General features: G+C 36.6%; 19 protein-coding genes and 1 pseudogene. 1 reads left to right on the plus strand and 19 read right to left on the minus strand.

Translation table 11 applies throughout. The features are described from left to right. Nucleotides 1-2 precede the first annotated feature (2 nt). The 5 genes and pseudogenes from polA to EDD72_RS04070 form a co-directional block, all read right to left on the minus strand. The gene (gene polA / locus EDD72_RS04055; protein ID WP_132767496.1) at nt 3-2,660 is read right to left on the minus strand and encodes a DNA polymerase I; all 2,658 of its coding nucleotides are present in this window, start codon (nt 2,658-2,660) and stop codon (nt 3-5) included. A gap of 147 nt (nt 2,661-2,807) precedes the next feature. After that, nucleotides 2,808-3,650: a prohibitin family protein gene (locus EDD72_RS04060; RefSeq protein WP_132767498.1), complete on the minus strand. Its 843-nt coding sequence runs from the start codon at nt 3,648-3,650 to the stop codon at nt 2,808-2,810. Nucleotides 3,651-3,707: 57 nt separating this feature from the next. After that, a complete protein-coding gene (gene pnpS / locus EDD72_RS04065; RefSeq protein WP_481557236.1) occupies nt 3,708-5,036 on the minus strand; it encodes a two-component system histidine kinase PnpS in 1,329 nt (442 codons plus the stop codon). Next, nucleotides 5,037-5,480, minus strand: a pseudogene (locus EDD72_RS13155) (hypothetical protein); the annotation flags it as partial. Further along, nucleotides 5,477-6,184, minus strand: a complete 708-nt coding sequence (locus EDD72_RS04070; protein ID WP_132767502.1) for a response regulator transcription factor — start codon at nt 6,182-6,184, stop codon at nt 5,477-5,479. The pseudogene EDD72_RS13155 and the gene EDD72_RS04070, both read right to left, overlap by 4 nt. Before the next feature lie 165 nt (nt 6,185-6,349). Between EDD72_RS04070 and EDD72_RS04075 the strand changes: the two genes are divergently transcribed. Then, nucleotides 6,350-6,745 carry a DUF3899 domain-containing protein gene (locus EDD72_RS04075; protein ID WP_165894961.1) on the plus strand — a complete coding sequence of 132 codons (396 nt, stop codon included), beginning with the start codon at nt 6,350-6,352 and terminating at the stop codon, nt 6,743-6,745. A 103-nt stretch (nt 6,746-6,848) separates the two neighbouring features. Here the strand turns inward: EDD72_RS04075 and EDD72_RS04080 are convergent, their stop codons facing one another. From EDD72_RS04080 to pfkA, 14 genes are all read right to left on the minus strand, one after another. Beyond that, nucleotides 6,849-7,829, minus strand: coding sequence for an ABC transporter ATP-binding protein (locus EDD72_RS04080; protein WP_132767506.1), 981 nt, complete (start codon nt 7,827-7,829; stop codon nt 6,849-6,851). Further along, on the minus strand, nt 7,819-8,844 hold the full coding sequence (locus EDD72_RS04085; protein ID WP_132767508.1) for an ABC transporter ATP-binding protein: 1,026 nt from the start codon (nt 8,842-8,844) through the stop codon (nt 7,819-7,821). The genes EDD72_RS04080 and EDD72_RS04085 overlap by 11 nt, the downstream gene beginning before the upstream one ends. 13 nt (nt 8,845-8,857) lie before the next feature. Continuing rightward, nucleotides 8,858-9,778 (minus strand): ABC transporter permease, encoded by a 921-nt coding sequence (locus EDD72_RS04090; protein ID WP_132767510.1) that lies wholly within the window; start codon nt 9,776-9,778, stop codon nt 8,858-8,860. Between the two features lie 2 nt (nt 9,779-9,780). Next, nucleotides 9,781-10,713 (minus strand): ABC transporter permease, encoded by a 933-nt coding sequence (locus tag EDD72_RS04095; RefSeq protein ID WP_132767512.1) that lies wholly within the window; start codon nt 10,711-10,713, stop codon nt 9,781-9,783. 123 nt (nt 10,714-10,836) lie between these two features. Next, nucleotides 10,837-12,462 (minus strand): peptide ABC transporter substrate-binding protein, encoded by a 1,626-nt coding sequence (locus tag EDD72_RS04100; RefSeq protein WP_132767514.1) that lies wholly within the window; start codon nt 12,460-12,462, stop codon nt 10,837-10,839. A gap of 277 nt (nt 12,463-12,739) precedes the next feature. Further along, nucleotides 12,740-13,294, minus strand: a complete 555-nt coding sequence (locus EDD72_RS04105) for a Fe-S-containing hydro-lyase (protein ID WP_132767516.1) — start codon at nt 13,292-13,294, stop codon at nt 12,740-12,742. A gap of 23 nt (nt 13,295-13,317) precedes the next feature. Continuing rightward, nucleotides 13,318-14,160, minus strand: coding sequence for a fumarate hydratase (locus EDD72_RS04110; protein WP_132767518.1), 843 nt, complete (start codon nt 14,158-14,160; stop codon nt 13,318-13,320). Nucleotides 14,161-14,323: 163 nt separating this feature from the next. Then, nucleotides 14,324-15,262, minus strand: a complete 939-nt coding sequence (gene mdh / locus EDD72_RS04115; protein ID WP_132767520.1) for a malate dehydrogenase — start codon at nt 15,260-15,262, stop codon at nt 14,324-14,326. Nucleotides 15,263-15,352: 90 nt separating this feature from the next. Continuing rightward, nucleotides 15,353-16,648, minus strand: coding sequence for an NADP-dependent isocitrate dehydrogenase (gene icd, locus EDD72_RS04120; protein WP_132767522.1), 1,296 nt, complete (start codon nt 16,646-16,648; stop codon nt 15,353-15,355). A 274-nt stretch (nt 16,649-16,922) separates the two neighbouring features. Beyond that, complete coding sequence (locus EDD72_RS04125) at nt 16,923-18,260, minus strand: citrate (Si)-synthase (protein ID WP_132767524.1); 1,338 nt, start codon at nt 18,258-18,260, stop codon at nt 16,923-16,925. Nucleotides 18,261-18,641: 381 nt separating this feature from the next. Beyond that, complete coding sequence (locus EDD72_RS04130) at nt 18,642-19,037, minus strand: FxsA family protein (protein ID WP_243643770.1); 396 nt, start codon at nt 19,035-19,037, stop codon at nt 18,642-18,644. Nucleotides 19,038-19,049: 12 nt separating this feature from the next. Next, nucleotides 19,050-19,475, minus strand: a complete 426-nt coding sequence (locus tag EDD72_RS04135; protein ID WP_132767526.1) for an acyl-CoA thioesterase — start codon at nt 19,473-19,475, stop codon at nt 19,050-19,052. Between the two features lie 274 nt (nt 19,476-19,749). Then, nucleotides 19,750-21,498 (minus strand): pyruvate kinase, encoded by a 1,749-nt coding sequence (pyk, locus tag EDD72_RS04140; RefSeq protein ID WP_132767528.1) that lies wholly within the window; start codon nt 21,496-21,498, stop codon nt 19,750-19,752. Nucleotides 21,499-21,528: 30 nt separating this feature from the next. After that, complete coding sequence (gene pfkA / locus EDD72_RS04145; RefSeq protein ID WP_132767530.1) at nt 21,529-22,488, minus strand: 6-phosphofructokinase; 960 nt, start codon at nt 22,486-22,488, stop codon at nt 21,529-21,531. Nucleotides 22,489-22,588: the final 100 nt, after the last annotated feature.

Below are 22,588 nucleotides of genomic sequence, written 5' to 3' on the forward strand. Positions count from 1 at the left end.
TATTATTTTGCATCATACCAAGTTTTCCCAAAGTGAAGATCCACTTTTAAAGGAACTTTTAATTGGATAGCGTTCTCCATCGTATTTTTTACAAGGCTCATCATCATCTCTTTTTCATCTGGATGAACTTCAAAGATTAATTCATCATGTACCTGTAATAATAAACGACTTTTAAGGTATAAACGTCTCATCTCTTGATCGATATTGATCATGGCAATTTTTATGATATCAGCAGCTGTCCCCTGAATCGGTGTATTCATCGCTGTCCGTTCAGCAAAACTACGTATATTGAAATTGGAACTATGAATATCAGGTAGATATCTCCTGCGATTCATTAAGGTACTGACATAGCCATCTCGTTTCGCTTGTTCAACAATCTTTTTCATATAGGTTTTCACTCCGGAAAAGACGGAGAAATAGCGCTCTATAAACTCAGCAGCCTCTTTTCTTGAAATATTTAAGTTTTGTGATAGACCGTAATCGCTAATTCCATAGACGATTCCAAAATTGACCGCTTTGGCCTGTCTTCGCATTAATGATGTAACCTCATCTTCTTTGACTCCAAATACATCCATTGCTGTCTTTGTATGAATATCCATATCCTGATTAAACGCTTCAATCAAGTTTTCATCTTCAGCTATATGGGCAAGTACACGAAGTTCAATTTGTGAATAATCAGAGGAAAGAATCAGCCAATCTTCGTACGAAGGGATAAAAGCCTGACGAATTTTTCTACCCTCTTCTAAGCGAATCGGAATGTTTTGTAAGTTAGGTTCCGTACTGCTTAACCGGCCAGTCGCTGTAATCGCTTGATTAAATGAAGTGTGAATTCGCTGAGTTTCTTTGTCCACCATCTTTAATAAACCTTCGATATAGGTCGATTGCAATTTGCCAATTTGGCGATACTTCAGAATCAGCCCGATGATTGGATGGTGTGGTTCCAATTTTTCCAACACATCTGCGCTGGTTGAATAACCTGTTTTTGTTTTCTTGATGATGGGAAGTTGAAGTTTATCAAAAAGGATTTCTCCTAATTGTTTTGGTGAATTAATATTGAATTCTGTACCCGCAAGTTCATAGATTTCTTCCATTAAAGTAATAAGTGTTTGATTCAGTTCTTCTCCCATCTCTTTTAAACGTTGGCTATCAATCCGAACACCGATTTTCTCCATTTTCGCTAAAACTCTAGACAATGGAAGTTCTATTTCGTAAAATAATCGGTCTAGATTTGTTTCCTTTAATTTTTCATCAATCGTAGGAATTAAAGCAAAAATGGCATGGGCTTTTCGGCTAATATGATCTACATAGACCGTTTCTTTAGGAATTGCATATTTGGCCCCCTTACCATAAACCAACTCATCATCTTGCAGACCAGAATAATGATACTGTTTGGCAATCTCAGCTAAACTCGGTGAACCATCTTGTGGATTGAGCAAATATGCCCCTAACAACAAATCGGAGGCGATCCCTTTTATTTCTATTTGGTTCCAAAAAAAGACCATCTCTACTCTTTTCCCGTCAAAAACCCATTTCGTTTTTGAAGAATCTTGTAGCCATTCCTGAAAATCTGTCCATTGTTTTAATTGCTGATCATTAATAAATAAGATTTCTTTTCCATTCGTTACGGCTAATCCCAAAATTTGGCGACCATGAGGTTGTTCACCAATCGTCTCCACATAAATGGCATGTGGGCCTTCCTCACCCAATATTTTCTCCCACTTTGTTTTGTTCTTCTCTGTAAGTCGATCGATCAACAATACATCTTTTTGCTCAGTCTCTTCCTCTTTCGATTTTTGCATACCTAAACGTTCGATCAAACTATGAAATTCCCATTTCACAAATAATTGATAAACCTCATCACGATGATACCCTTTATCATCCACTTTTAAATCTTCCCATTGAATCTCGATCGGAACTTGCCGATAAATGGTAGCAAGCTGTTTGCTTAAAATGGCTTGGTCTTGGTAAGTCGTCAAATTCTCCTTCAATTTCTTAGCTGTAATCTGATCTAAATGAGTATATACTCCTTCTACCGTTTGGTATTCATGCAATAACTTCAAAGCTGTTTTTTCGCCGATTCCTGGAACACCTGGAATGTTATCTGAAGGATCCCCCATTAAACCTTTTAAGTCAATAATTTGCTTCGGTTCTAGACCATACTTGTCCATAATCTCTTTGGGTCCGAATGGTTCTACTTCGGTGATTCCTTTTCGAGTTAAATAAATCATAACAGAATCAGATGCCAGTTGAAGCATATCTTTGTCCCCAGTATAAATAACCGTTTCGATTCCTATTTCTTCAGCTCTTTTAGAAAGAGTACCAATGATATCGTCTGCTTCATATCCTTCTAATTCAAAATGTTGTAAATGAAACGCATCTAATAGTTCACGAATCATCGGAAATTGCCCCGATAATTCAGATGGGGTTTTCATTCGTTTTCCTTTATATTCCTTAAAATCGCTATGGCGAAATGTAACTTTTCCAGCATCAAACGCAACTAAGAAATAATCTGGTTTCATTTCCTCTAATATTTTTAATAAAATTTGTGTAAATCCATAAACTGCATTGGTAAAGAGACCTTGCTTATTACTTAGCAATGGCAAAGCATAAAAAGCACGATTTGAAATACTATTTCCGTCAATTAAGACTAACTTTTTCATGAAACTTCTCCTCTTTCATTATTCTTCAACTATCATATCATAAGCAGAATTTGATGCAAAACTACCATAATCCTTTTTTCAATAAACGAAAAACTTTAACAACAAAAACAGCCTTCAATAAAGAAGACTGTTGCGAATTGATAATTTTCATTTTTGTAGTCCATTCACATCAATAAATGGAACACTACCTCCAGTTACATTAGGTAATTTCCCATCCCATTTCTTGATCGCTTCCATTTGTGCTTCAATCTTTCGCAGTTCAATTAATTCTTTGGTTACTTCTTGTTTTTGTAATTTTAAGGATTCAGCTTCTGCTTTTGCCTGTTCAATCTTTTGTTTTGCCTCAATCTCTACTCGTTGGAGATCAAGTTTTGCTTTTAAGGCTTGTTGTTCAGCAATTTGCTTTTGTTCAATGGCTTGGTTATATTCGTCACTAAATTTAAATTCCGTTATATTAATCTCATCCAATTGCATATAATATGTTGCTAATTTTTTGGCTAGTGTTTCTTTTACTTTTGTACTTACTTCTTGACGTTTAGAAATCAGTTCCTCTGCTGTATATTGAGCTGTCACGGCTTTTAATGATTCACCAATTGCTGGTGCAACAATCCGTTCTTTGTAAGACATACCCACTTGTTGATAAAGCTTATTTACTATATCAGGATTTAAGTGAAAGTTGACCGCTACTGTGGTTGTAACTACTTGCAGATCTTTTGATGCAGCTGTTTGTTCTGTTTGTTCTTTTTGTACGCGAACCTCCATAGGAATTATCTCTTGGATAAAAGGTATTTTAAAATGTAATCCTTCATTTAGAACACGATCTTGAACAGCTCCTAGTTGTGTGACGACACCACGATTACCTGCATCAACAATAACAAAGGAATTAAAGATTAATAAAATTACAATGAAAATAATGAAAGAGAAAACGAATATTTTTTTTAAGTTTTTGGGATTCTTTGGAATCATATCCACAACTTTTTCTGTTTCCATACTTTTCTCCTCTTCATATTTTTATTCTTACCAAATCATTATTCTTCTAAGAAAAATCTATACCTTAAATCTCTTTTTCGGGAGTAAAATGGAGAATTTCGTTCCCTTTTGCACCTCACTTTCTACCCTGATATTTCCACTATGGGATTCAACAATATGTTTCACAATGGCTAGTCCTAATCCAGTTCCACCTGATTCCCTAGATCTTGCCTTATCTACCCGGTAAAACCGTTCAAAAATTCGGGGTAAACTTTTCTTCGGAATTCCAATTCCAGTGTCCTCTACCTCTATCGTAAAAATTTCTTCTGAATCTTCATAAAGACGAATCGTAATCGTACCTTTTGGTGGAGTATATGCGATGGCATTGGTTAATAAATTAATAACGACTTGGCGAATACGATCTTCGTCCACTTCTGCTTGAATCGGGTTTAATTCTTCGATGATTGTAAGTTCTTTTTTTAACGCTTCGGGTCTAACCATTTCAATCGTAGATTCAATAAATGGTTTCAGATCTACTAGTGTATATTTAAGTAGATCTTGATTAAATTCTATTTTTGAAAGATCAAGAAGATCATGAATCAAACGATGAAGGCGATCACTCTCTTTGTAAATAATTTGGAGAAACGACTTACAGATTTCTTCATCTTTCATCGCACCATCTAATAATGTTTCTGCAAATCCCCTTACAGCTGTAATGGGAGTTCGTAACTCATGAGATACATTTGCCACAAATTCTTTTCGCATATTCTCAAGATTCTTCAATTTTGTTATATCATGTAAAACGGCAACAACGCCATTAATTTCACCTTTTGCATCATGTATCGGTGCTAAACTGCTATCTAACGATTTTTTAGTGGGATAATAGGTATCGATTTCGGTACGAATGGATTCGCCTGTGTTTAACGATCGCTCTATCAATTCACTCAAAAGATAGTTATGGCCAACCTCCATATGATATTTGCCAACCAGTTCTTCCACTTTAACTCCAAGTAGCCATTCTAAAGCAGGATTTGCCAAGATGATTTTCCCTTTGCGGTCAACTAAAATGATTCCAGAAGTCATATTATTGAGGACCGTACTTAATTTACTTTGATTTTCATGAATCATTTCAATTTGATTTTGCAAACTATCAGCCATCAAATTAATAACAGCAGCTAATTGACCAATCTCATCTTTAGAATGAACTTGGACACGTGCATGATAATCTCGATTGGTGATTCGTTTTGCAATATAGGTAATATGCTCAATTGGTCTAGTGATCTTCGTAGCTACTTGATTACTAATGAAAATGGTAATGAGGAAAACAATCGTTAAGCTAAATACAAGGCTGTACCAAAAATAGTTGATGGAATTTTTAATTTCTTGAAAGGGAATAGCTAGACGAATAGCTCCTACAAGGTGCTTTTCGTAATATACTGGTGATGCAATATATAACATTTCCATTCCTAATGTACGACTATAACGTATTTCTTTTCCTACACCACCTGCTAATGCTTGCTTAAATTCAGGACGAGAAGCATGATTTTCCATTTTTTTTTGATCAAAATCGGATTCTGCTAACACATATCCATGAATATCGATCATCGTAACTCTTGCGTTCAACTTTTCTTTTATTCGTGTCGCATCTTTTCTAAGAGCTGTTGTTTCAGCAAAATTCATTGCCCAGGAAATTTCTTCACCTAAAAGTGTAGATTCTTTAGTGAGTCGATCCCCAATTGCATCAATATAAGTATCTTCAATTAATTTTGTTAAAAATATACCTAAACCAACGACAAAAATCCCAATAAGAATAATATAGGTTAACGTCAAACGAGTTTTTAACTTATTCATTTTTGTGGATCACCAAATTTATAACCAATTCCACGAACCGTTTTGATATATTTAGGTTGCTTCGTATCTTCCTCAATTTTCTCTCTTAAGTGACTAATATGAACGTCCACAATTCTGGAGTCCCCTATATAATCATAATTCCATACTGCATTTAATAATTGATCTCTGGTTAATACTTTCCCTTGGTTCTTCGCTAAATAAAGTAAAAGCTCAAACTCTTTTGGAGTGAATTCTAATAATTCTCCCTTTAATCTTGCCTCAAACTTTTCTGGCTCAACCACTAAATCACCAATAACAATTTTCTCCGAAATTTCTTCCTCTACATAAGTTGGCGTGACTGAAAAACGACGTAAAACTGCCTTCACCCTTGCCGTTAATTCTCGTGGACTAAACGGCTTTGTCATATAATCATCTGCCCCAAGTTCTAGACCTAAAACTTTATCAAATTCATCGTCCTTTGCTGTTAACATTAGTATTGGAATGTTAATCTGTTTCTTTTTTAGCTCTTTTACAACTTCTAACCCATCTAACTCGGGTAACATGACATCGAGTACCATAAGATCATATTGAACTCTTTCACAACGTTCCACAGCTTGTCTACCATCAGAAACTGTTTCCACATCAAAACCAGCCTTCTCAAGATTAAACTTCACGAGAGTTACAATTGATGGTTCATCATCGACCACTAAGATTTTCTTTGCCAAATAATTCAGCTCCTTTTACCTTACTCTCTTATGATTATTTTATCATTTCAATTACAAATATCATAATAATTTTCAATCATAATTACTATTGAGCTTTTGATACAAAATATCATATAATACCTCTTGTTTATAGGTTATATTATAATTCTGGGAAAGAAGATGGATATGATAAAACGAATTTGGTTCATTCGAGCAATCATGAGTCTTTTATTTACGCTTATTTCCATTCTCATTGCTTTTTTTCATAAGGGCAATTTTCTTTTAAACTATTCTAATACAACATTTATGATTGGATTGACTCTTTTGTTAATATCTGGTATTATGATCGTTCACATTTCTGGCTTTTTCCGTGTGTTTTGGCTTGGTTGGAAAAAGATGTTCTTTCGAGAAGACCCTTATACTGATTCTGCGCATTGGAGTCAGGAAAAAACAGAAATACCTGATGAAATGGCATTGCGAAGAAAACAAGCAAAATATGAACTTTTAATCTACCTCCCATTATTCATCGCATTAATTCTTATTTGCCAAGCGGTTCTATTTTTATTTCTCCTATTAAAATAGGTTTGTATATTCCAACGCTCTCCGTTGTCCGAATATTTCTTTTAAATAAATATAGATAAAAAAACTCCTTTATCGATTAATCGATAAAGGAGTTTTTATTTCATTAGTTATATAAATGACATGCTACAAAGTGACCCGGTTTTATCTCTTTTAATTTTGGTGTTTCAATCGCACACTCAGGCATTGCCTTAGGACAACGCGTCCGAAAACGGCAACCACTTGGAGGATTCATTGGGCTTGGGACATCCCCCTCTAAGATAATCCGTTCTCTAGTCCGTTCAACCTTTGGATCGGGTAATGGAATAGCAGATAATAATGCTTCTGTATACGGATGTAATGGGCTCTCATATAACTCAACACTTTCTGCTAACTCTACTAAATTACCTAAATACATAACCCCAATTCGATCACTGATATGCTTCACCATTGATAAATCGTGGGCAATAAATAAATAGGTTAACCCTTTCTCTTTTTGTAAATCTTGTAGCAAGTTAACGACCTGCGCTTGGATTGAAACGTCAAGAGCTGAGATAGGTTCATCAGCAATAATAAAATCAGGTTCAACTGCTAATGCACGAGCAATACCTATCCTTTGACGCTGCCCACCACTGAACTCATGGGGAAAACGATTTGCATGTTCTTTATTCAATCCAACTGTTTCTAACAAATGATAGATTCGTTCCATTCTTTCCTTGCCTGTTGCCAAATTATGAATATCAATACCTTCACCGATGATATCAGCTACAGTCATCCTAGGATTTAAAGAAGCATAAGGATCTTGGAAAATCATTTGCATTTCACGGTTAAATTGCTTTAGTTTTTTTCCTTTTAATTTTTCAATTTTATTTCCTTTAAAGATAATTTCGCCACCTGTAGGTTCATATAATTGGATAATCGTTCTACCTGTAGTAGATTTACCACATCCAGACTCACCAACTAATCCCAAGGTTTCACCCTTTTTCACACTAAAAGTAACACCATCAACAGCCTTAACTATACCTTTTCCAACATGAAAATGTTTCTTCAAATCTTTTACTTCTAAAATATACTCATTGTTGTTTTGATTTGTCAGCTTATCTGCCATTATGAGCACCTCCTATTTTTACAGGAACATCATCTTTTGGTGCATCGGGGTGCTGTAACCAACAATAGGTTTTATGTCCAGGTACAACCTCTGTCTCATCTGGGAAATGTGTTGTGCATATTTCCATCGCGTAAGGACAGCGAGGATAAAATGGACAACCCTTTGGAGGTGATAATAAGTCTGGCGGAGTCCCTTCGATTGATTCTAAACGATGACCCTTAGAATCTAATCTTGGTACAGACCGTAATAATCCCCATGTATACGGATGTTGCGGGTTATAGAAAATCTCATCGACTGAACCTTGTTCAACTACTTTTCCTGCATACATGACAATAACTTTTTGGGCAATATCAGCCACAACCCCTAAGTCATGAGTAATGATAATAATGGATGTATCTAATTTGTTCTGCAAGTCCTTCATTAAGTCGATGATCTGTGCTTGTATTGTAACATCTAGAGCTGTCGTTGGCTCGTCAGCAATTAATAATTTTGGACTACATGCAAGGGCAATTGCAATCATTACCCTTTGTCTCATACCACCACTGAATTCGTGAGGATATTGTTTTATACGGACTTCAGGATTCGGTATACCAACCAGTTTTAACATTTCAACCGCACGTTTCATCGCATCAGACTTACTTAAACCCTGATGTTTCATAAGTCCTTCAACAATTTGTCTTCCTACGGTCATCGTTGGATTTAACGATGTCATTGGATCCTGGAAGATCATGCCGATCTCCGAACCGCGAATCGACTCCATTTCTTTATTTGAAAGTTTAATTAGATCTTTGCCGCCAAACAAAATTTGGCCGTTTTTGTATACACCAGGTGGTGTAGGAATTAATTTCATGATGGCTTGTGAAGTAACGCTTTTCCCACTACCTGATTCACCAACAATAGCGACTGCTTCCCCTTTTTCCACATCAAACGAAAGGCCGCGTACCGCTTTCACCTCTCCAGCATATGTCAAGAAGGAGACTTCTAAGTCTTTAACTTGTAGTATTTTTTCAGCCATACTTTCTCCTCCCTTATTTTCGTAATTTAGGATCTAATGCATCTCGTAATCCATCTCCAAAAACGTTAAATGCAAACATCGTTAGTGAGATTAAGGTTGCTGGGAAAAATAATCGCCACCAGTAACCCGAGATAATTGTTACAACAGCATCATTAACCATTGTTCCCCAGCTAGCAAGTGGAGGTGTAACACCTAGTCCAATAAAACTTAAAAATGCTTCACCAAATATCGCACCTGGTACAGATAATGTCATACTGACAATAATTGGACCTAACGTATTTGGAATTAAATGAGTAAAGAGTAATCTCTTTGTATCAGCCCCTAATGTTCTGGCAGCTAATACGAATTCCATCTGCTTTAGTTGCAAAATTTGTCCTCGAACTAAACGTGCCATTCCAATCCAACCAGTAGCACCTAATGCTACAATGATCGGAAATAGTCCTTGTTCCATTACAACCATAAGCAATATAACCACGATTAGATAAGGTAGTCCATAAAGGACATCCACAATTCGCATCATAATTTGATCAATTTTTCCACCTTTAAATCCAGAAATACCACCATATACTACTCCTATTAAAAGGTCAAACATCGCAGCTGCAAAACCGATAAATAATGAGATACGCGCTCCTTCCCAAGATCTCGCAAATACATCTCGCCCTAAGTCATCTGTTCCAAACCAATGCTTTGCTGATATTGGTTGATTCGTATTACTTAGATTTTGTGTCTTATAATCATATGGGATCAAATGTGGACCAATAATTGCCATTAATATTAAAAAGATGATAATTCCTAGTCCAAACATCGCTAACTTGTTTTTCTTCAGGCGTCGCCACGCATCCTGCCAGAAATTGATACTAGGACGGCTAATTTGCTCTGACTGATGAATATCTCTTTCAATTCGTTTGAAGCTGTCTTTTGTGATTTCTGGCATTCTTATTCCCCCTTAGCTCCTATTTTGATTCTTGGATCAATCAGTCCATATGCGATATCTACTAAAAAATTAGCCGTAATCAGAATTGCACTGTAGAAAATCGTAGTCCCTAAAATCATTGGGTAATCTCGGTCACTAACACTTTGAACAAAGTATTTTCCTAGACCAGGAATACCGAAGATCTGCTCGACAACGAATGTACCAGTCAATAATGTAGCGGCTAATGGACCTAGAATGGTAATAACGGGTAAAATTGCATTTCGGATTGTATGTCTCCAGACAACAACAAAAGAACTAAGCCCTTTTGAACGAGCCGTACGAATATAATCTTGGTTAAGTACCTCAAGCATATTGGAACGCATTAATCGTGCGATGACAGCCATCGAATGAGCCCCTAATGCAATCGATGGTAATACCGTATGTGCAAAAGTTCCCCACATCGCAATTGGGAACCACTTAAGTTTCACCGCAAAAATATTGATCAAAATAGGAGCTAAGACGATATTTGGCACAGAAACCCCTAAAACAGCAATAATCATCGCTGTATAATCTAATGCAGTATTATGCCTAAGGGAAGCAATGACTCCTAAGGTCAACCCAAAAACAAGTGCTATTAACAATGACTGAATACCTAGTTGAGCAGATACTGGGAAGTTATTTGCAATATAATCATTTACTGTTAATGTTTTCGATTTAAAAGATGGGCCAAAATCTTGATGAACAACGATATTCTTCAAATAATTCACATATTGAACGGGTAAAGGTTTGTCCAATCCATAAAACGCTTTTAAATTTTGAATGGTTGACTCAGGTAATTTTTTCTCTGAAGTAAAAGGATCACCTGGTATGGCATGCATGAGTATGAATGTTAGTGTGATTACAACCCATAACGTAACCAATAACATGGTTAATCTTTGTAGTACATATCTTAGCAAGTATAACACCTCCGGATAAATGGATAAAAGACGGAATCAGAGAGGTATACTACACCATAGCATACCTCTCTGTTTCCATATGTTATTTCTTGGTCTATTCAATTGTTCGGAAATTGATATTAATTATTCGATATATGCCCAAGCATATTCAGTGGTACCATCGGCATGACGAACTACGCCTTTTACATTATCTTTTTGCATATATACTCGAGTATAATAGTAAATTGGTGCAATTGGCATTTCGTCCATAAGAATTTTCTCTGCTTTTAACATAGCATCCATGCGAACTTTTTGGTCCCCAGTAGATTTTGCTTGTTGAACTAATGCATCGTATTCTTTGTTGCCCCATCCTGTATTGTTATTTCCACCATTAGTTACAAAATAATCAATAAATGTCATGGGATCCATATAGTCCGCTAACCAACCCATACGAGAAATTTGGAAATCGCCAGCATTTAAGGTATTAAGATATACTTTCCATTCTTGGTTTTTCAATTCAACGTCAACACCAAGATTTTGTTTCCACATTGCTTGGATCGCCTCAGCAATTTTCTTATGGCCTTCACTTGTGTTATAAAGAAGTGTTACTTTTGGCAATGTTTTAAGCCCTAGTTCTTGCAAACCTTTTTGTAACAATGCTTTTGCATCAGCTGGTTTTTTCACAAAATCCCCGTTTTCTTTGCGGAAATCAGCTCCCATATCCGGAGAAGCATTTGGTGGAACTAAAGCATATGCTGGGATTTGGCCGCCTTTAGTTACATTATTAATCAACGCTTCACGGTCAATCGCTGCTGCAAATGCTTGACGAATATATTTATTGTTGAATGGCGGTTTTTTCACATTAAATTGATACCAATAATTACCTAATATTGGCTCAGCTTTTGCCTCACCTTTATCAATTAATTCTTTGGTTAATTCTGTAGGAGGTGCAGCAATATCGAATTGATTGTTTTGATATAATTGATACTCAGTGTTCTCATCGTTTATCATTGCCCAAGTAATCTTGTTAAGTTTAACTTTATCTTTATTCCAGTAGTCTGGGTTTTTCTCCAACACAACTTCTTTATCATGTTCCCATTTCGTTAATTTGAATGGGCCATTAGATACATAAGTAGAAGCTTCAGCCGCCCAGTTTTTGTTAGCCTCCACTACTTTTTTGTTAACAGGCATTAAAGTATAGAATGCTGTTAATTGCAAGAAATATGGTGTTGGGGCTTTTAATTCCACTTCCAAAGTATAATCATCAGTTGCTTTAACCCCTACATCCTCCGCTTTTGCTTTACCTGCATTATACTCTTCGGCATTTTTTATATAGAATAATTGATACGCATAGTCAGCAGCAGTCTTTGGATCTAATACGCGTTTCCATGCATACTCAAAATCATGTGCTGTTACAGGATCACCATTGGTCCATTTCAGACCCTTTTTCAACTTAAAGGTATACTTAAGACCATCTTCACTAATTGTCCAGTCTTCAGCAACACCAGAACCTTTCTCTACTTGGCTTTTCTCATTCAATCGAACAAGGCCCTCCATTACTTCACGTAGGATATCCCCTGAAGTAGAATCAGTTGCCGTAGCTGGATCTAAACTTGGTGGCTCAGTTCTTGCATTTAATTTTAAAACTTGTTCTTTAGCTGGTTGTGCTTTCTCCCCGGTTGAGCTTCCACCACCACAGCCTACTAAGCCAACGCTTGCAACCATGATGATTGCAATCATAAGTGCTAGCCATTTGTTAGCTTTTTTCATGTATTAACCCCCTTAATTTTTGTATATGTTAAGGTTGATTACAACCTTAAACTCTATTATTACCAAATTCATACTTGACGATTTTTAAAATAATCGCAAATATAATCGTCTGAATATTTTGTTAATCATGATTATTAATAAATATACTTCAAACAAACTACATATTCATTATACATAGAATGTATCAGATGACAAGTATTATTTTTTTCCTATACTTTGTGGATGAATAACCACAAAGTATAGGATGATCGATATTTTTACAACTTTTTTTAAATTACTAGTCAATTCGATATTTTGCAGCACCTTGAATGTATAGATCATTTCCATGGACATCGTTTACGACGATCGCAGGGAAATTCTCAACGACTAATTTGCGGATCGCTTCCGTTCCTAAGTCTTCATAGGCAATAACTTCTGCACTTTTAATAGTTTTTGCAATCAAGGCAGCAGCACCGCCAACAGCTGCTAAATATACGGCTTTATTCTTCACCATCGAATCCTTTACTTCTTGGCTTCTACTTCCTTTACCAATCATTCCTCTTAAACCAAGGTCTAAAAGTGTAGGAGAATATTTATCCATACGGTAACTCGTCGTTGGTCCTGCAGATCCTATGACTTGACCAGGTTTAGCTGGAGTTGGCCCGACAAAGTAAATAAATTGATCTTTCACATCAAAAGGAAGCTCCTTACCTTGTTCAACTAATTCCACAAGGCGTTTATGAGCAGCATCCCTAGCAGTATAAATCACACCTGAAATCAATACCTGGTCTCCAGCATTTAACTTGGAGACTTCTTCGGCTGAAACAGGAGTTGTGATATGAACGGTTGCCATTTTCCTCTCCCCCTTCTTCCTCTTTATAATACTACTTCTTTATGCCGTGAAGCATGGCAGTTAATATTGACTGCAACAGGCAAAGAAGCAATATGGGCTGGATAAATTTCAATATGAAGGTCAAGTGCGGTTGTTCTGCCGCCTAACCCCTGTGGTCCAATCCCTAATTTATTTATTTTCTCTAATAACTCTTCTTCTAATTGTGCGATATCTTCTAAGTGACTACGTTTTCCAACCTCACGGAATAAAGATTTTTTTGCTAAATAAGCGGCTTTTTCAAATGTTCCACCAATTCCAACACCTACTACAATCGGTGGACATGGATTAGGTCCTGCTTGTCTAACACAGTCAATGATAAATTCTTTTACTCCTTCTACTCCATCAGATGGTTTCATCATTTTTACGAAGGACATATTTTCACTACCGCCACCCTTAGCAGCCATATGGATCTTCATTTGATCACCATCAACGATTTCTACATGAATGACGGCCGGCGTGTTATCTCCAGTATTTTTCCTTTCTAGTGGATGCCCAACAATGGATTTGCGAAGATAGCCATCTCGATAGCCTCGACGTACCCCTTCATTGATTGCATCGTTAAGATTGCCACCTACCACATGTACATCTTGGCCTAGCTCAACAATAAAAACTGCAAAACCTGTATCTTGGCAAATCGGAACTCTTTCCGTTCTAGCAATTTCATAGTTTTGAAGCAATTGATTCAATACATCTTTTCCAGTTTGTGACTCTTCTGTGTTAAGTGCATTTTTGATAGCGTTTTCAACATCTTGTCCTAAATCATAGTTCGCTTCTTGAACCATCTCTGCTACTGCATCTATAATTTGGTCCACATGTATTTCCCTCACAATTTCTCCCCCCAACCTATTAACGATGATTGTGCTATAAGTTCATCTTTATTGTAACATAATTTTTTAAATCTTCACTTAATTTTTTTAAATCATTTTTTCAAAAAACCCCAGAGAACTCTCTGGGGTGTCTTTCTATTTAACGTCTATTATTTAACGTCTATTATCTTACGAGTTTAATTACACTTTCAACTGCTTCAGCTGATTTGTCTAATGCAGCTTTTTCTTCTTCAGTTAATTCTAATTCAAACACTTTTTCGATACCATTTCCACCAATTAGGGTTGGTACACCTAAATAAATGTCATGATATCCATATTCTCCTTCGAGATAGGCAATGGTAGGGATAATTCTCTTCTTATCTTTTAAGATGGCTTCTGCCATTTGGGCTAAAGCAGCTGCTGGAGCATAGTAAGCACTACCATTTCCTAATAAGTTAACGATTTCCCCGCCGCCTTTTCTTGTGCGCTCAACGATAGCATCCAATTGATCCTTTGGTAATAATTTTTCTAAAGGAATTCCACCAGCGAAAGAATAACGGATTAATGGAACCATGGTATCTCCATGCCCACCTAACACGAAACCGTTAACATCTTCCACAGAAACATTAAGGGCTTGAGCTACGAATGTACGGAATCTAGCTGTGTCAAGTACTCCAGATTGACCAATCACGCGTTCTTTTGGAAAACCTGTTGTCTTATATGCAACATATGTCATTGCATCGACTGGATTGGATAATACGATTACGTAAGAGTTCGGCGCGTATTCTTTTACTTGCTCAGCTACAGATCTCATAATATTTGCATTGGTATTCACAAGATCATCGCGACTCATACCAGGTTTTCTAGCAATACCAGCCGTAATAATAACTAGATCAGAATCCTTAATATCTTCATAATTACTCGTACCAATGATATTGGCATCAACTCCTAAGACTGGAGTAGCCTCAAGCATATCTAATGCTTTTCCTTTTGTTGGGTTCTCTAATTGTGGAATATCTACTAAAACAACATCACCCAATTCTTTTTGTGCCAAGTACAATGCAGTCGTTGCCCCCGTAAAACCAGCACCAATGACAGCAATTTTTCTACGTGTGAAAGCCATTTCATTCCCCTCCTAATTCAAATTCTTTTTATAAATTTGAATCTACAGATATAAACACCCTTTATACCTGCAGATATTTTTTGAAAAAAATTACATATTTTTAATCAACTCATCACCAAATTCAGAACATTTTAGTTCTGTAGCACCTTCCATTAAACGCGCAAAGTCGTAAGTAACGGTTTTATTGGAGATGGTTTTTTCCATTGCAGAAATGATAAGATCTGCTGCTTCGTTCCAACCCATGTAACGTAACATCATTTCACCAGAAAGAATAACAGAAGATGGGTTTACTTTATCTAATCCAGCATATTTTGGTGCAGTACCGTGAGTTGCTTCAAATAATGCAACACCTGTATCGTAATTAATATTTGCACCTGGAGCGATACCAATACCACCAACTTGTGCTGCTAGAGCATCAGAAATGTAGTCTCCATTTAGGTTCAATGTGGCAATTACATCATATTCTTTTGGTCGAGTTAAAATTTGCTGTAAGAAAGCGTCTGCAATAACATCCTTAATTAAAAGTTTACCAGCAGCAAGCGCTTCCTCTTGGGCTTTATTTGCAGCTTCTGTACCTTGCTCTGCTGCAATACGATCATATTGAGCCCAAGTAAATACCTTGTCGCCAAATTCCTTCTCAGCAACTTCATAACCCCAGTTTTTAAATGCACCTTCCGTAAACTTCATGATGTTTCCTTTATGCACAAGGGTTACACTCTTACGATTATTATCTAAAGCATATTGAATTGCAGAACGTACGAGACGATATGTACCTTCTTTCGATACTGGCTTAATACCGATACCAGAGGTTTCTGGGAATCGAATCTTCTTCACGCCCATCTCGTCAATTAAGAAGCGAATGACTTTTTTCACTTCTTCTGTTCCTTCTTGCCATTCAATACCGGCATAAATATCTTCGGCATTTTCACGGAAGATGACCATGTCTGTCCACTCCGGATGTTTGATTGGTGAAGGAACACCTTTAAAATAACGTACTGGACGTACACAAGCGTAAAGATCTAACTCTTGACGCAAAGCTACGTTTAAAGAACGAATTCCTCCACCGATAGGAGTGGTTAAAGGTCCTTTAATACCAACCAAATATTCTCTCATCGCTGTCAATGTATCTTGTGGTAACCATTCGCCCCATTTATCAAAGGATTTTTCTCCAGTGTATACTTCAAACCATTCGATTTTTCTTTCACCTTTATATGCCTTTTCTACCGCTGCGTCTAATACTCTTACAGAAGCAGCCCAAATATCTGGACCTGTTCCATCCCCCTCAATAAATGGAATAATTGGATTGTTTGGTACTTTTAACTTTCCATTTTCAATCGTGATCTTTTCCCCTCTAGTTGGCATGTCGAACTTCTCAAAAATTGACATCGTCAGTTACCTCCCCATTCTCCATAAATAATTATTTATAAGAAATTATACATTATGTATAACTCCTTATTAAATTAACACAAGTATGTTTCAGGAATTTCTTCCTGAAACCCCTCGTCCTATTTCTATTCTGTACCCAAACAGAATAGAACGTCAATCTATTTTTTGTTCTTTTCTAAAATTTTTATATTTTATAATTATTGTTCATGATCAAGGGATTATTGTTCATGATCAAGGGGAAACGCTTTCAAAACATTTCCCCTATCACTGAAGATTAAGCAGTATGTCCGTTTTCCTTTGCTTCTTGAGCCTGTTTAGCAAACTCCTCTAACATATCGGTTGTAACTGATTTTGGTCTTTCGATTGGATACCCAAGCGCACGATCCCAAGTAATATTGGATAGAACTCCCAAAGCTCTTCCGATTCCAAAGAGCACGGTGTAAAAATCGTATTCAGTTAGACCATAGTACCATTGAATTACACCAGATTGAGCATCCACGTTTGGCCATGGATTTTTTGCTTTACCGTGTTGTTTAAGAATATCAGGAACTACATCATAAAGTTTGCTAACAAGTTGGAATAATGGATAATCAGGTAAATATTTTAAGCAATATTCTCTTTGCGCTGTATATCTTGGGTCTGTTTTACGAAGAACAGCATGACCATAACCAGGAATTACCTGACCGCTATTGAGCGTATCCCATACCGCTTGCTTTAATTGCTCCTCTGTAGGAACTCCTCCACCGAATTTTTCCATGAATTTTTGAATCCAAGCCAATACTTCTTGATTAGCAAGCCCGTGTAACGGACCAGCCAATCCGTTAATACCAGCAGCAAGTGAATAATAAGCATCAGATAGAGCAGATGCTACTAAGTGAGTAGTATGAGCAGAAACATTACCGCTTTCATGATCAGAGTGAAGAATGAAATACATTCTAGCTACTTCGTCATATGGCGGATCGATTCCCATCATACGTGCAAAGTTACCGCCAAAATCTAAATTTGGATCTGGATCAATCTGTGTATCACCTTTATATTTCAATCGATAAATAAATGCACCGATTTGTGGAAGCTTAGCTAATAAATTTAATACATCTTCATACATGTATTCCCAGCTGTTGTATTTATTAAATTTACCTTCGCTGTAAGCCTTTGCAAACACGGATTCTCTTTGCATGGATACGATTGCTGCAGAGAACATCGCCATGGGATGTGAATCTCTTGGCAACGCTCTTAGCATATCAAATACATATTGAGGTACTTGAGATCTCTTCCTCATATCTTCAACTACTTCTAAAGCTTGCTCTTTTGTAGGAATATCACCAGTTAATAGTAGATACAAAAAACCTTCCACATATGGATAATCTTTACCTTCAGGTTTTGGTAATTTCTCCATTACTTCTTGAATGGTATAACCTCTAAACCGAATCCCCTCGTATGGATCTAGATAGGAAATGTCTGTTACTAAACTTTTTACCCCTCTCATTCCCCCAATCGCTTGCGCAATCGTAACTTCACTAATCTTGACGTCACCATGTTCTACTAATAGCTTTGTTGTTCTTTTTCTGTGTTCTTCGATTTTTTTCGCTAGTACTTCCTTCAAAGTTGTCATAAAAATACCTCCCTTACCTATCCCCTTTTTATTTAAATTACTTACTATTTTAGAAGATAATGAATATCTTCCAAATAACCAATTATCGTATTGATAAGCCTACCGCTTTTGTAGCCTTTTTCTTTTCGTTTGATTATTATTTTAAACTATTTTGACTATTTTGTGAACTACTAATCGAAATTTTCTTAAAATTATATTTTTTTATATTTATTGATTTTTAGATTCATTATTTTTATACGATTATATTTCATTTACTCTTCCTTATATTCCACAATTTTTTTGACATAAAAAAACTACTTCATTACTAAGTAGTTGAAAATTTGCTATGTTCATCTCTACACAAACTTTTTTAAGAAATATAAAATTCAAAATATCCGCAAATTAACGCCGAATAAAAAAATAATATTGCCCACTACGAATTTTCTTTTCTAACCACTTTTTTATGTAGTATTGAAAAATACGTCGAGTAAATGGGTAAATCAACAAAAAGCCGATTGTATCTGTAAAAAAACCTGGTGTTAATAAAAGCATTCCTCCTGTAAACACACTTAAGCCATCTAGAATCGCTTGGCCAGGTATATGTCCGAAACTTAATTCTTTTTGTGCCTTCTTCCAAATCTTAAGTCCTTCTTTTTTTGCTAGATAAGCCCCAATCACACCTGTTGAGATAATCACTAAAAAAGTTTGCCATCCACCGATCCATTGAGCCGCCTTTACAATTCCCCAAATTTCTAAAGCAGGAACAAGTATCATCAATAATACAATAATTCGAAACAAAAAAATACCCCCTTAGTTTTCCGTATTCATTTGTGTGCGTAAAACTTGATCTATCTCAGATGCAAACCGATCTAGGCGAACAGGTCGATACTCTTGATCTAACCATACATGCTTTGTCTTTCCAGTAGCCAAAAGTTTTCCGTCTTCTTTACGAATCACTTCATATTCCATGGTTAGTCGCAAGCTACTATATTCTGCGATCCTTGAACGCACAATAATTTCATCATCATATTTTGCTGACAGTTTATATTGACAGCTAACATCTACGACAGGGAGATATAACCCCATTTTTTCTAATTTTCTGTAATCTACTCCTAATGCTCTTACCAGTTCTGTACGAGCAACTTCAAACCAAACAAGATAATTGGCATGGTAAACGACCCCCATTTGGTCCGTTTCTTGATATCTTACTCGAATTTCTGTATCATACCATTTCATGGTCCATTCCCCCTTACCCAATTCCAAACAGACAACTTAATAATATGTTTGTATATTCCATAAGCAGCGACATAGCACGACTAACAGCTTTAGCTATGTAGCGTGACTTGTACACTTTGTATGCTTTTGGTAGCCACTTTCTCACCTAAACCATTATTAAAAGAAAGTGGCGTACAACGGAGCGCGTTGGAATATACAAACCTATAGACAAGCCATTTTAATCTTTTTCAAAAAAAGAGACTGTCTAAAACAGCCTCTCCTATTTTATACCATATTATATCATTTTATTTCCTGCGTAAACATGTCCACGTTCAGGATCAACGGTCACATACATTCCATCTTCAAACTTTTCATAAGCCTTTTCCGCACCAACAATCACTGGAATACCATGGTTAATCCCTACTACAGCAGCATGGGAAGTTAATCCGCCTTCTTCCGTGATCACCGCTGCAGCCTTTTCAATCGATTTCATCATATCTTTATCGGTTGCAATCGTAACTAAAATCGCTCCTTCTTTCATCTTTGCTTCGATTTCTTCAGGAGTTTTTCCTTTTACAACTACTCCTGTGATGATCTTATTCCCAATACCTTGACCTTTCGTAGCAATGTCTCCAACCAAATGAACTTTCATTAAGTTTGTTGTTCCAACTTTTCCTACAGGAACACCTGCTGTGATAATCACAAGATCACCATGTTTAATATATTTTGCTGCTAAGGCCACATCAACCGATTCTTTTAACATTTCATCAGTATTTTCAACTTTTTTACCTAAAAGTGGATAGACTCCCCAACTCAAGCTTAACTTTTTCAATACTTTTTCATTTGGAGTAATCGCAATTATTGGTGCTTGTGGGCGATATTTCGAAACGAGTCTTGCCGTTTGGCCACTCTCAGTTGGAGTTAGGATTGCATCTGCATCTAAATCAATGGCAGTATTCACTACAGCTTGGCTAATCGCATCTGTAACATTGGTTTGTTGGAATGTGCTCCTTTTACGGAAAATCTCTGAATATTTTAATGCTTCTTCCGTTCGTAGGGCAATGCGAGCCATCGTAGCAACGGATTCTACGGGATATTTTCCTGCTGCCGTCTCACCGGATAACATAATGGCATCTGTTCCATCAAATATTGCATTTGCAACGTCACTTGCTTCTGCGCGAGTTGGTCTTGGATTTCGTTGCATCGAATCGAGCATTTGGGTTGCGGTAATAACAGGTTTCCCCGCTTTATTACATTTTTCAATAATCATCTTTTGTACTAGAGGAACTTCCTCAGCAGGAATTTCAACCCCTAAATCTCCTCTCGCAACCATGATTCCATCAGAGACTTGAAGAATTTCATCAATATTTTCAACACCCTCATGATTTTCAATTTTAGAGATGATGAGAATATCTGCGTTATATTCTTCTAAAATCTCTCGGATTTCTAATACATCTTGTGCCTTACGAACAAAAGAAGCAGCAATAATGTCGATTCCTTGTTCAATACCAAAGCGAATATCGTCCGCATCCTTTTCTGTAATTCCAGGGAGATTGATTCTTACACCCGGAACATTGACCCCTTTTTTACTTTTCAATATTCCCGTGTTTAAAATCTTACAATAAATTTCTGTTCCTTCAATTTTTTCAACTTCCAAACCAATTAATCCATCATCAATAAGAATTCTTGAACCTGGATGAACATCTTCTGGAAGACCTTTATACGTAACAGACACACGAGTTCCGTCGCCAACAATTTCTTCTGTAGTTAAAATAATGGAATCTCCCTGTTTTAATTCTACCTCAGGTACCCCAAGGACGCCTGTTCGAATTTCTGGACCTTTTGTATCTAAAAGAATGGCAACAGTTTTTCCTGTCTCTTTTGCGGCTTGACGAATATTTTGGATTCGGTTCCCATGTTCCTTATGATCTCCATGAGAAAAATTCAAACGTGCTACATTCATTCCAGCATCAATTAATTCTTTTAAAACTGCAACTTTCTCACTAGCAGGTCCAATCGTACAAACAATCTTCGTCTTTCTCATGTAAATAATATCCACCCTTCTCACATTCAATTATATCGCTAAGATACTAGCTAGTTGATATAATGAAAGGTCTACAGTATGTTTTTGCATTAATGCTTCATCGATACCTAAAGAGATAATTTGATTGTTTTTAATCCCTACCATTTTACCTGACTGATTTTTCAATAATAATTCTACCGCTTCAGCACCAAGGCGACTGGCTAATACACGGTCAAAAGCAGTAGGTGATCCCCCTCGTTGAATATGACCAAGAACGGTTACTCTTGTTTCAAAACCAGTTTTTTGTTTAATTTGATTACCAAACTCAATACCACTACCAACACCTTCAGCAACAATAATAATACTATGTTTTTTGCCACGTGAATGGCCATGCTTTAATCGTTCAATAATTTCATCCATTTCATAGTAGGCTTCGGGAATAATAATCGACTCAGCTCCATCTGCTAATCCTGACCATAGTGCAATATCACCAGCATTTCTTCCCATTACCTCAATAATATATGTTCTTTCATGTGAAGTAGCAGTATCACGGATTTTGTCAATCGCATTGATGACAGTATTTACTGCTGTATCAAATCCAATCGTAAAATCTGTTGCAGGAATATCATTATCGATGGTTCCAGGAACACCAACTGTTAAAATCCCTTGTTGTGCTAATTTTTGAGCTCCACGGAATGAACCATCTCCACCGATAACGACTAAACCCTCAATCCCATATTTATTTAATTGTTCAATGGCTTTCTTTTGCCCTTCAGGGGTTTTAAATTCCTCACTTCTCGCTGTATATAACATCGTTCCGCCTCTATGTATGATATCCCCTACAGAACCAAGATCCAATTGTTTAATCTCTCCATTGATTAAACCACTATAACCATGATAAATCCCAAAAACTTCTAAATTGTGGTAATAACCTTTCCTGACCACAGCTCGAATAGCCGCATTCATTCCAGGGGCGTCTCCTCCACTTGTTAACACACCAATTCGTTTCATCCATCACACCTCTTTCTACTGACCGGAAAAATGTCCAATAGGGATAATTTGAGTCCATATATGGCTAAAAAATAGTGTACCCTTATTAGGGTACCCTTTT

The sequence above is a fragment of the Tepidibacillus fermentans genome (assembly GCF_004342885.1).
GTDB lineage: Bacteria > Bacillota > Bacilli > Tepidibacillales > Tepidibacillaceae > Tepidibacillus > Tepidibacillus fermentans.